At 58.7% G+C, this 11,519-nt stretch carries 8 protein-coding genes; 7 read left to right on the top strand and 1 reads right to left on the bottom strand.

Annotated elements, in window-relative coordinates:
• Window positions 1-660 precede the first annotated feature (660 nt).
• Complete coding sequence (gene gltA / locus AC07W4_RS22975) at window positions 661-1,950, bottom strand: citrate synthase (RefSeq protein ID WP_007959044.1); 1,290 nt, start codon at window positions 1,948-1,950, stop codon at window positions 661-663.
• A 364-nt stretch (window positions 1,951-2,314) separates the two neighbouring features.
• On the opposite strand from gltA, the gene sdhC reads away from it, so the two are divergent.
• The 7 genes from sdhC (at window position 2,315) to lpdA (ending at window position 11,423) form a co-directional block, all read left to right on the top strand.
• Window positions 2,315-2,689: a succinate dehydrogenase, cytochrome b556 subunit gene (gene sdhC / locus AC07W4_RS22970; RefSeq protein ID WP_032829628.1), complete on the top strand. Its 375-nt coding sequence runs from the start codon at window positions 2,315-2,317 to the stop codon at window positions 2,687-2,689.
• A complete protein-coding gene (gene sdhD / locus AC07W4_RS22965; protein ID WP_495034088.1) occupies window positions 2,683-3,051 on the top strand; it encodes a succinate dehydrogenase, hydrophobic membrane anchor protein in 369 nt (122 codons plus the stop codon). The genes sdhC and sdhD overlap by 7 nt, the downstream gene beginning before the upstream one ends.
• A gap of 3 nt (window positions 3,052-3,054) precedes the next feature.
• A complete protein-coding gene (gene sdhA, locus AC07W4_RS22960) occupies window positions 3,055-4,827 on the top strand; it encodes a succinate dehydrogenase flavoprotein subunit (RefSeq protein WP_008049684.1) in 1,773 nt (590 codons plus the stop codon).
• 11 nt (window positions 4,828-4,838) lie between these two features.
• Window positions 4,839-5,543 carry a succinate dehydrogenase iron-sulfur subunit gene (locus tag AC07W4_RS22955; protein WP_095944019.1) on the top strand — a complete coding sequence of 235 codons (705 nt, stop codon included), beginning with the start codon at window positions 4,839-4,841 and terminating at the stop codon, window positions 5,541-5,543.
• Window positions 5,544-5,796: 253 nt separating this feature from the next.
• Complete coding sequence (locus AC07W4_RS22950) at window positions 5,797-8,628, top strand: 2-oxoglutarate dehydrogenase E1 component (protein WP_008049686.1); 2,832 nt, start codon at window positions 5,797-5,799, stop codon at window positions 8,626-8,628.
• A gap of 42 nt (window positions 8,629-8,670) precedes the next feature.
• A complete protein-coding gene (gene odhB / locus AC07W4_RS22945; protein ID WP_495034087.1) occupies window positions 8,671-9,888 on the top strand; it encodes a 2-oxoglutarate dehydrogenase complex dihydrolipoyllysine-residue succinyltransferase in 1,218 nt (405 codons plus the stop codon).
• Window positions 9,889-9,986: 98 nt separating this feature from the next.
• Window positions 9,987-11,423 (top strand): dihydrolipoyl dehydrogenase, encoded by a 1,437-nt coding sequence (gene lpdA, locus AC07W4_RS22940; protein ID WP_495034086.1) that lies wholly within the window; start codon window positions 9,987-9,989, stop codon window positions 11,421-11,423.
• The last annotated feature ends 96 nt before the right edge of the window (window positions 11,424-11,519 follow it).

Genomic DNA, 11,519 nt, shown 5'->3' with positions numbered 1-11,519 from the left:
GCTCAGCCTGCCGAGGGGGCGGGTGGATCAAGATCAAGAGCTGCAGGCGAGCTAACGCTCGGCCTGATGAGTGGTGAAAAGCGGGGTGTACGCCGCTCTGCCTTTGCTCTTCTGTGGGAGCGGCGGTGCGGCGATCCGACTTGCTCGCGAATGCGGTTTATCATTCAACATCTTTGTTGGCTGACACTCCGCATTCGCGAGCAAGCCCGCTCCCACAGTTGACCGGTGTCGGGCGCAAAATCCGTGTACAACCACGTCCTCTGTGGGAGCAACCAGGCCGGCCGGTAGGCCGCCTCGGGCGCTGTTGCGGTGTACGCCCCCTCGTGAGGCTTCGTTCCGGTTCTGCGCAGTGGGCAACCCGGCATGGATGCCGGGTTAGCCGCCCCCGGCCATGGATGGCCGATGGCGGCGGGCCCACGGAGCAGGACCGGAGCGAGGGCATGCCGAGCCATGGCGAGGCACCGAATGTCAGGGGAAGAGCGTTTGGTTACTTTGCGCTTTTCAAAGTAACCCGCTGTAAGAGCGGAACCATAAGCCGCCGTTACCTGAATAACGGATATGTACCCGACAAAGCGCACAAACAAAAACGGCCTCCTGCTCTTTATATAAAAAGCAGAGGCCGTTCCCGGTACAACTCAACACGCTACAGCAAGACAGATCTTACTTGCGGTCTTCCAGCTTGGTGATATCACGCGACTCGTAGCCGGTGTACAACTGGCGCGGACGGCCGATCTTGTACGGGCTGGAGAGCATTTCCTTCCAGTGGGAGATCCAGCCGACGGTCCGCGCCAGGGCGAAGATCACGGTGAACATGCTGGTTGGAATGCCGATCGCCTTGAGGATGATCCCCGAGTAGAAGTCGACGTTCGGGTACAGCGAGCGCTCGATGAAGTACGGGTCGGTCAGGGCGATCTCTTCCAGGCGCATGGCCAGTTCGAGTTGCGGATCGTTCTGGATGCCCAGTTCCTTCAACACTTCGTCGCAGGTCTGCTTCATTACCGTGGCGCGCGGGTCGCGGTTTTTGTAAACGCGGTGACCGAAGCCCATCAGCTTGAACGGATCGTTCTTGTCCTTGGCCTTGGCGATGAACTTGTCGATGTTCGAAACATCGCCGATTTCATCGAGCATGGTCAGTACGGCTTCGTTCGCACCGCCGTGGGCAGGGCCCCACAGTGCAGCGATGCCGGCGGCGATACAGGCGAACGGGTTGGCACCCGAAGAACCGGCCAGGCGTACGGTGGAGGTTGAAGCGTTCTGCTCGTGGTCGGCGTGGAGGATGAAGATCCGGTCCATGGCCTTGGCGAGTACCGGGCTGATCGGTTTGATCTCGCACGGGGTGTTGAACATCATGTGCAGGAAGTTTTCCGCGTACGACAGGTCGTTGCGCGGGTACATCATGGGTTGGCCCATGGAGTACTTGTAAACCATCGCTGCCAGGGTCGGCATCTTGGCAACCAGGCGGATCGCGGAGATTTCGCGATGCTGCGGGTTATTGATGTCCAGGGAGTCGTGGTAGAACGCCGAGAGGGCGCCGACTACGCCGCACATGACGGCCATCGGGTGGGCGTCGCGACGGAAGCCGTTGAAGAAGGTCTTCAGCTGCTCGTGAACCATGGTGTGGTTCTTCACGGTGCCGACGAACTGGGCCTTCTGTTCTGCGGTCGGCAGTTCGCCGTTGAGCAGCAGATAGCAGGTTTCCAGATAGTCCGACTTTTCAGCCAGCTGTTCGATCGGGTAGCCGCGGTGCAGCAGAATGCCGTTGTCGCCGTCGATATAGGTGATCTTCGACTCGCACGAGGCGGTCGACATGAAGCCTGGGTCAAAGGTGAAACGGCCCGTGGCCGTCAGGCCCCGAACATCGATAACATCGGGACCAACGGTGCCGGTTAAAATGGGCAGCTCGACGGGGGCTGCGCCCTCGATGATCAACTGCGCTTTTTTGTCAGCCATGTGGCCTCCTATTTATGCTTGAAATCATCAGACAGACCCCCCACGCAGGGCCCGCACCACTATAGTGAGATAAATTCGAATGTCAATTTGCCTAAAGTCTTGCTCCAGAAGGCTTTAACCGGACTTTTTTCTCGAAATTGGCTGCCATTTACGCCTTTTATGCCAGTTGTGCAATCAGCTGTTTGGGTTAGGTGTTTGCGTTGTCATTAGTAGCCTAACTGTCTATACTCGGCCACCGACCGCCAAGGGCTTTTGGGCTTGCTTTCATTGGGGGTCGCATCCCTGGGTGGTGGTTACCTGACCAGTGCACTCCCCAACAACTTTGCCCTGATTGTTAGGGGCTCTTCAGTGTGAAAAAAAAGCCGTGAAAAGCCAACGACCTGTAAACCTAGACCTAAGGACCATCAAACTCCCAGTCACTGCTTACACGTCCATCCTTCACCGAATTTCCGGTGTCATCCTCTTCGTGTGCCTTGCCATCATGCTTTACGCATTGGACAAGTCGCTGAGTTCCGAGGAAGGCTTCGGTCAGGTGAAAGCGTGTCTGACCAGTCCGCTAGCCAAGCTAGTGACATGGGGCATCCTGTCCGCTCTGCTTTATCACCTGGTAGCCGGTGTGCGCCACTTGATCATGGACATGGGCATCGGTGAGACGCTGGAAGGCGGCAAGCTGGGCTCGAAAATCGTTATCGCCGTTTCCGTGGTGGTAATCGTTCTGGCAGGAGTTTGGATATGGTAACTAACGTCACGAACCTGTCGCGTTCGGGCCTCTATGACTGGATGGCGCAACGTGTGTCTGCGGTCGTTCTCGCGGCTTACTTCATCTTCCTGATCGGATACATCGTGGCCAACCCTGGCCTCGAGTACGCCCAGTGGCATGAACTGTTCGACCACAACGGAATGCGTATCTTCAGCCTCCTGGCCCTCGTTGCCCTCGGCGCTCACGCCTGGGTCGGCATGTGGACCATCGCGACCGACTACCTGACGCCAATGGCGTTCGGCAAGTCCGCGACCGCTATACGTTTCCTTTTCCAGGCGGTATGCGGCGTTGCGATGTTCGCTTACTTCGTCTGGGGCGTGCAGATTCTCTGGGGTATCTGAGTCATGGCTAACATTCCAACGATTTCTTTCGACGCCATCATTATTGGTGGTGGCGGTGCCGGTATGCGCGCAGCGCTGCAACTGGCACAGGGCGGTCACAAGACTGCCGTGATCACCAAGGTTTTCCCGACCCGTTCGCACACCGTATCCGCCCAGGGCGGCATCACCTGCGCGATCGCGTCCGCTGACCCGAACGATGACTGGCGCTGGCACATGTACGATACCGTCAAGGGTTCCGACTACATCGGTGACCAGGACGCTATCGAATACATGTGTCAGGAAGGCCCGGCTGCCGTTTACGAGCTGGACCACATGGGTATGCCATTCTCGCGTACCGAGCAAGGTCGTATCTACCAGCGTCCATTCGGTGGTCAGTCCAAGGACTACGGTAAAGGTGGCCAGGCTGCGCGTACTTGCGCTGCGTCCGACCGTACCGGTCACGCTCTGCTGCACACCCTTTATCAGGGCAACCTGAAAGCCGGTACCGTGTTCCTGAACGAGTACTACGCTGTCGATCTGGTGAAGAACGGCGAAGGCGAGTTCGTCGGCGTGATCGCCATCTGCATCGAAACCGGCGAAACCACCTACATCCGTGCCAAGGCCACTGTACTGGCTACTGGCGGTGCAGGTCGTATCTACGCATCGACCACCAACGCCCTGATCAACACCGGTGACGGCGTCGGCATGGCGCTGCGTGCCGGCGTGCCGGTGCAAGACATCGAAATGTGGCAGTTCCACCCGACCGGTATCGCCGGCGCCGGTGTACTGGTTACAGAAGGTTGCCGTGGTGAAGGTGGATACCTGATCAACAAGCATGGCGAGCGTTTCATGGAGCGTTATGCTCCGAACGCCAAAGACCTTGCCGGTCGTGACGTTGTTGCCCGCTCGATGGTCAAGGAAATCATCGCCGGCAACGGTTGCGGTCCGAATGGCGACCACGTGATGCTCAAACTCGACCATCTGGGCGAGGAAGTGCTGCACAGCCGCCTGCCAGGCATCTGCGAGCTGTCGAAGACGTTTGCGCACGTTGACCCGGTTGTTGCTCCGGTTCCGGTTGTTCCGACTTGCCACTACATGATGGGCGGCGTTGCCACCAACATTCACGGTCAGGCGATCACCCAGGACGCTGATGGCGTCGATGCCATCATCCCGGGCCTGTTCGCAGTAGGCGAAGTGGCTTGCGTATCGGTTCACGGTGCCAACCGTCTGGGCGGCAACTCGCTGCTCGACCTGGTGGTATTCGGCCGCGCTGCCGGCTTGCACCTGGAAAAAGCACTGACCGACGGCATCGAATACGACGACGCTACCGAAGCCGATATCGAAGCTGCCCTGTCGCGCCTGAACGCTCTGAACAACCGTACCGAAGGCGAGGACGTGGCTACCCTGCGTCGCGAGCTGCAAAACTGCATGCAGAACTACTTCGGTGTGTTCCGTACCGGCGAATACATGCAGAAGGGTATTGCCCAGCTGGCTGACCTGCGCAAGCGCATCGCCAACGTGAAGATCAACGATAAGTCGCAGGCGTTCAACACTGCGCGTATCGAAGCTCTGGAACTGCAGAACCTGCTGGAAGTGGCCGAAGCCACCGCCATCGCTGCAGAAGTACGTAAAGAGTCCCGTGGTGCTCACGCCCGTGAAGACTTCGAAGATCGTGACGACGAAAACTGGCTGTGCCACACCCTGTACTTCCCGGGTGACAAGCGCGTGACCAAGCGTGCCGTGAACTTCTCGCCGAAGACTGTTCCGACTTTTGAACCTAAGATTCGGACTTATTAAGGGTGGCCGCCATGTTGCAAGTCAGCGTTTATCGTTACAACCCTGATCAGGACGCCGCGCCGTTCATGCAGGAATTCCAGGTTGATACCGGTGGTAAAGACCTGATGGTGCTGGACGTGCTGGCCCTGATCAAAGAGCAGGACGAGGGTTTCTCCTATCGTCGCTCTTGCCGTGAAGGTGTTTGCGGTTCCGACGGCATGAACATCAACGGCAAAAACGGCCTGGCGTGCGTCACGCCGCTGTCTGCTGTCGTAAAAGGTAACAAGTTGATCGTTCGTCCTCTGCCAGGTTTGCCGGTTATCCGTGACCTGGTCGTCGATATGAGCATCTTCTACAAGCAATACGAAAAGGTTAAGCCATACCTGCAGAACGACACGCCGGCTCCGGCCATCGAGCGTCTGCAGTCCCCTGAAGAGCGTGAAAAGCTGGACGGTCTGTACGAGTGCATCCTGTGCGCCTGCTGCTCGACTTCCTGCCCGTCCTTCTGGTGGAACCCGGACAAGTTCCTGGGTCCTGCTGCCCTGCTGCAAGCGTACCGCTTCCTGGCAGACAGTCGTGACACCAAGACGTCCGAGCGTCTGGCTTCGCTGGATGACCCGTTCAGCGTATTCCGCTGCCGCGGGATCATGAACTGCGTCAGCGTATGTCCGAAAGGCCTGAACCCGACTAAGGCCATCGGTCACATCCGTAACATGTTGCTCTCAAGCGGCGTGTGATTCAGCTGCTGTACCCGTTGTACCCGTAGATGCTGCGGCGCAGGCTTCAACCGGCGCCGTAGTTTTAACCTGAGCAGCAGCTTAAAAGGCTGCGGCTCTTATTTTGAAGAAATGAGACAAGCAGGGGCATCCGGGCTGGTACCCGGACTATCAGTGTGATCCTAGTGGCTTGTTTTGGTCGCTGCATTCGGACTTCTGCAAGTTTGCTCGGTGTCGACACCGGTGGTGTTCCCCTAACCGAGGGTGACCAAGCATGCAAGAAAGCGTGATGCAGCGCATGTGGAACAGTGCCTACCTATCCGGTAGTAACGCTGCCTATGTGGAAGAGCTTTACGAGCTCTACCTGCACGACCCTAACGCTGTGCCAGAAGAGTGGCGCACCTACTTCCAGAAGTTGCCTGCTGACGGCAACTCTGCCACCGATGTTTCGCACTCCACAATTCGCGATCATTTCGTCTTGCTGGCAAAGAACCAGCGCCGCGCCCAACCGGTTTCCGCCGGCAGCGTGAGCAGTGAGCACGAGAAGAAGCAAGTTGAAGTGCTGCGATTGATCCAGGCCTACCGTATGCGTGGCCACCAGGCAGCCCAGCTTGACCCGCTGGGGCTGTGGCAGCGTCCTGCACCTGCAGACCTGTCGATCAATCATTACGGCTTGACCAATGCCGATCTTGATACGACCTTCCGTGCCGGCGACCTGTTCATCGGCAAAGAGGAAGCGAGCCTACGCGAAATTCACGAAGCGTTGCAGCAGACATATTGCCGCACCATCGGCGCTGAGTTCACGCACATCACCGATTCCGAGCAGCGCCAGTGGTTCCAGCAGCGTCTGGAAAGCGTGCGCGGTCGTCCGACGTACTCCGCCGACATCAAGAGCCATCTGCTCGAGCGCGTGACCGCCGGCGAAGGCCTGGAAAAATACCTGGGCACCAAATACCCGGGTACCAAGCGTTTCGGTCTGGAAGGCGGCGAAAGCCTGATTCCGATGCTCGACGAGCTGATCCAGCGTTCCGGTTCCTACGGCACCAAGGAAATCGTCATCGGCATGGCCCACCGTGGCCGTCTGAACGTGCTGGTCAACACCTTCGGCAAGAACCCGCGCGAGCTGTTCGACGAGTTCGAAGGCAAGAAGAAGGTCGAGCTGGGTTCCGGTGACGTGAAATACCACCAGGGCTTCTCGTCCAACGTGATGACTTCCGGCGGTGAAGTTCACCTGGCCATGGCGTTCAACCCGTCCCACCTGGAAATCGTTTCCCCGGTGGTCGAGGGTTCGGTTCGCGCCCGTCAGGACCGTCGTAACGATCAGACCGGTGAGAAGGTTCTGCCGATCTCCATCCACGGTGACGCTGCGTTCGCAGGTCAGGGCGTGGTCATGGAAACCTTCCAGATGTCGCAGACCCGCGGTTTCAAGACCGGCGGTACCGTGCACATCGTGATCAACAACCAGGTCGGTTTCACCATCAGCAACCCGCTGGACTCGCGCTCCACCGAGTACGCGACCGACGTTGCGAAAATGATCCAGGCGCCGATCCTCCATGTGAATGGTGATGATCCGGAAGCCGTATTGTTCGTGACCCAGCTGGCCATCGACTACCGCATGCAGTTCAAGCGTGACGTGGTGATCGACCTGGTCTGCTACCGTCGTCGCGGCCACAACGAGGCCGACGAGCCAAGCGGCACCCAGCCACTGATGTATCAGCAGATCACCAAGCAGCGCACCACCCGTGAACTGTATGCCGATCGTCTGACCCAGGGCGGTGTGCTGGACGCAGAGCGTGTTCAGGCGAAAGTCGACGAATACCGCAACGCGCTGGACAACGGTCTGCACGTAGTGAAAAGCCTGGTCAAAGAGCCGAACAAAGAGTTGTTCGTGGACTGGCGTCCGTATCTGGGCCACGCCTGGACCGCGCGTCACGACACTCGCTTCGACCTCAAGACCTTGCAGGAACTGTCCGCCAAGCTGCTGGAAATCCCGGAAGGCTTCGTGGTTCAGCGCCAGGTTGCCAAGATCTACGAAGACCGCCAGAAGATGCAAGCCGGCGGCCTGCCGATCAACTGGGGTTACGCCGAAACCATGGCGTACGCGACCCTGGCGTTCGAAGGTCATCCGATTCGCATGACTGGCCAGGACATCGGCCGCGGTACGTTCTCGCACCGCCATGCTGTCCTGCACAACCAGAAGGACGCGGGCACCTACATCCCGCTGCAGAACCTGTACGACGGTCAGCCGCGTTTCGACCTGTACGACTCGTTCCTGTCCGAAGAAGCGGTACTGGCGTTCGAGTACGGTTACTCGACCACCACGCCGAACGCCCTGGTTATCTGGGAAGCCCAGTTCGGCGACTTCGCCAACGGCGCCCAGGTAGTTATCGACCAGTTCATCACCAGTGGCGAGCACAAGTGGGGCCGCCTGTGCGGTCTGACCATGCTGCTGCCGCACGGTTATGAAGGTCAGGGTCCGGAGCACTCCTCGGCTCGTCTGGAGCGTTACCTGCAATTGTGCGCCGAGCACAACATCCAGGTGTGCATGCCGACGACGCCGGCTCAGATCTACCACTTGCTGCGCCGTCAGGTGATTCGTCCGCTGCGCAAGCCACTGGTAGTCCTGACTCCGAAGTCGCTGCTGCGCCACAAGCTGGCCATCTCGACGCTGGAAGATCTGGCCGAAGGTTCGTTCCAGACCGTTATCCCGGAAATCGATGCCCAAGACCCGAAAAAGGTCGAGCGCGTTGTTCTGTGTAGCGGCAAGGTCTACTACGACCTGCTGGAAAAACGCCGTGCCGAAGGTCGTGACGACATCGCTGTCGTGCGTATCGAGCAGTTGTACCCATTCCCTGAGGACGACTTGAAAGAAGTCCTGGCGCCTTACACCAACGTCAAGCATGCCGTCTGGTGTCAGGAAGAGCCGATGAACCAGGGTGCGTGGTACTGCAGCCAACACCACATGCGTCGCAGCATCAGCAACCTCAACAAATCTCTCGTACTCGAGTACGCGGGCCGTGAGGCATCTGCTGCACCAGCATGCGGTTACGCATCGATGCACGCCGAACAGCAGGAAAAACTGCTGCAAGACGCCTTTACTGTTTAACGCCTTCGCGCACCTGAAACCGAATTTAAGGAACCACAGACAATGGCTATCGAGATCAAAGCCCCCACTTTCCCGGAATCGGTTGCCGATGGCACCGTTGCCACCTGGCACAAGCAACCGGGCGACGCGGTCAAGCGCGACGAACTGATCGTCGACATCGAAACCGACAAGGTCGTGCTGGAAGTGCTGGCTACCGCTGACGGCGTGCTGGGCGCTATCGTCAAGAACGAAGGCGAAACCGTTCTGTCCGACGAAGTCCTGGGCTCCATCGTTGAAGGCGGCGCTGCTGCCGCTGCTCCAGCCGTTGCTGCTCCGGCCGCTGCTGCCGCTGCTCCAGCTGCCGGCGCTGACGAAGACGCTATCGCAGCTCCAGCTGCTCGCAAGCTGGCCGAAGAAAACGGCATCAACCTGGCTTCCGTCAAAGGCACCGGCAAAGATGGTCGTGTAACCAAGGAAGACGTGGTTGCCGCTGTCGAAGCCAAGAAAGCTGCTCCTGCTGCCGCACCTGCCAAGGCTGCTGCTCCGGCTGCCGCTGCTCCTGTGTTTGCCGCTGGCGATCGCATCGAGAAGCGCGTACCGATGACCCGCGTACGCGCCACCGTGGCCAAGCGTCTGGTTGAAGCTCAATCGAACATGGCGATGCTGACCACTTTCAACGAAGTCGACATGACCGAAGTCATGGCGCTGCGTTCGAAGTACAAGGACCTGTTCGAGAAGTCCCACAACGGCGTGCGCCTGGGCTTCATGTCGTTCTTCGTGAAAGCGGCCACCGAAGCGCTGAAACGCTTCCCGGCTGTCAACGCGTCGATCGACGGCGGCGACATCGTTTACCACGGCTACGCTGACGTCGGCGTTGCAGTTTCCAGCGATCGCGGCCTGGTTGTGCCGGTCCTGCGTAACGCCGAACTGATGAGCCTGGCTGAAATCGAAGGCGGCATCGCCACCTTCGGCAAGAAAGCCCGCGACGGCAAGCTGTCGATGGACGAAATGACCGGTGGTACTTTCACCATCACCAACGGTGGTACTTTCGGTTCGATGATGTCGACCCCGATCGTCAACCCGCCACAAGCAGCCATCCTGGGCATGCACAACATCATCCAGCGTCCGATGGCCATCAACGGTCAGGTCGTTATCCGTCCGATGATGTACCTGGCACTGTCCTACGATCACCGTCTGATCGATGGCAAAGAAGCTGTGACCTTCCTGGTGACCATCAAGAACCTGCTGGAAGATCCGGCTCGTCTGTTGCTGGATATCTGATAGAAGCAGCCATGAGCTGCAAGCCCGGGCTGTCGGAAAACCCGCTGCCTGGCTTGCCGCTCACGGCTTGAAGCTTTTCGCTAAAGAGGATTTTTTGAATGTCGCAGAAATTTGACGTAGTAGTGATCGGCGCGGGCCCTGGCGGTTACGTGGCTGCCATCAAGGCCGCCCAGCTTGGTCTTTCGACGGCCTGCATCGAGAAGTACACCGACAAGGAAGGCAAACTGGCTCTGGGCGGTACTTGCCTGAACGTCGGCTGCATTCCATCCAAGGCCCTGCTGGACAGCTCGTGGAAATTCCACGAAGCCCAGGACGGTTTCGCGATCCACGGTATCAATCACGCTGGCGTGACCATGGACGTGCCAGCGATGGTCGGCCGTAAGGCCAACATCGTCAAAGGCCTGACCTCCGGCGTTGCGACCCTGTTCAAAGCCAACGGTGTGACCTCGATCCAGGGTCACGGCAAGCTGCTGGCCGGCAAGAAAGTCGAAGTCACCAAGCCAGATGGCTCGGTTGAAATCATCGAAGCCGAAAACGTCATCCTGGCTCCAGGTTCGCGTCCGATCGACATTCCGCCGGCTCCGGTTGACCAGAATGTGATCGTCGATTCGACTGGCGCCCTGGAATTCCAATCCGTTCCAAAACGTCTGGGTGTGATCGGTGCCGGCGTTATCGGTCTGGAACTGGGTTCGGTCTGGTCGCGTCTGGGTGCGCAAGTGACTGTCCTGGAAGCCCTGGACACCTTCCTGATGGCAGCGGACACCGCTGTTTCCAAGGAAGCGCTGAAAACCCTGACCAAACAGGGTCTGGACATCAAGCTGGGCGCTCGCGTAACCGGTTCCAAAGTGAACGGCGACGAAGTCGTGGTGAACTACACCGATGCCAAGGGCGAACAGAACATCACTTTCGACAAGCTGATCGTAGCCGTTGGTCGCCGTCCGGTGACCACTGATCTGTTGGCTGCCGACTGCGGCGTGACCCTGGACGAGCGCGGTTTCGTGCACGTCGATGATCACTGCGCCACCACTGTACCGGGCGTCTACGCCATCGGCGACGTGGTTCGCGGCATGATGCTGGCGCACAAAGCCTCGGAAGAGGGCATCATGGTTGTCGAGCGCATCAAGGGCCACAAGGCCCAGATGAACTATGATCTGATCCCGTCGGTTATTTATACTCACCCGGAAATCGCATGGGTTGGTAAAACCGAGCAGGCCTTGAAAGCTGAAGGCGTTGAAGTTAACGTCGGCACCTTCCCGTTCGCAGCCTCTGGCCGTGCCATGGCTGCCAATGACACCGGTGGTTTCGTCAAGGTCATCGCAGATGCCAAGACAGACCGCGTATTGGGCGTCCACGTGATTGGCCCAAGCGCCGCGGAACTGGTTCAGCAGGGCGCGATCGGTATGGAATTCGGCACCAGCGCTGAAGACCTGGGCATGATGGTTTTCTCCCATCCGACCCTGTCTGAAGCCTTGCACGAAGCTGCTTTGGCTGTGAATGGCGGCGCCATCCACATCGCCAACCGCAAGAAGCGTTAAGACATAATAAGAAACCACGGCGGTTTGGCCCGTCGTGAGCCTTGCATGCAAGACTCACCGCGGAATATCCGCTGGACGCAGTCTTGCATAGCTGCA

Source organism: Pseudomonas sp. GW821-FHT02A08, assembly GCF_059422045.1.
Note: the sequence above shows the minus strand (reverse complement) of the source record. Positions and strands in the feature narration are given on the sequence as shown.

Bases quoted from the DNA above. Each gene is read 5' to 3' on its own strand.
- gltA (WP_007959044.1), bottom strand. From the start codon at position 1,950: ATGGCTGACAAAAAAGCGCAGTTGATCATCGAGGGCGCAGCCCCCGTC.
- sdhD (WP_495034088.1), top strand. From the start codon at position 2,683: ATGGTAACTAACGTCACGAACCTGTCGCGTTCGGGCCTCTATGACTGG.
- sdhA (WP_008049684.1), top strand. From the start codon at position 3,055: ATGGCTAACATTCCAACGATTTCTTTCGACGCCATCATTATTGGTGGT.
- AC07W4_RS22955 (WP_095944019.1), top strand. From the start codon at position 4,839: ATGTTGCAAGTCAGCGTTTATCGTTACAACCCTGATCAGGACGCCGCG.
- AC07W4_RS22950 (WP_008049686.1), top strand. From the start codon at position 5,797: ATGCAAGAAAGCGTGATGCAGCGCATGTGGAACAGTGCCTACCTATCC.
- odhB (WP_495034087.1), top strand. From the start codon at position 8,671: ATGGCTATCGAGATCAAAGCCCCCACTTTCCCGGAATCGGTTGCCGAT.
- lpdA (WP_495034086.1), top strand. From the start codon at position 9,987: ATGTCGCAGAAATTTGACGTAGTAGTGATCGGCGCGGGCCCTGGCGGT.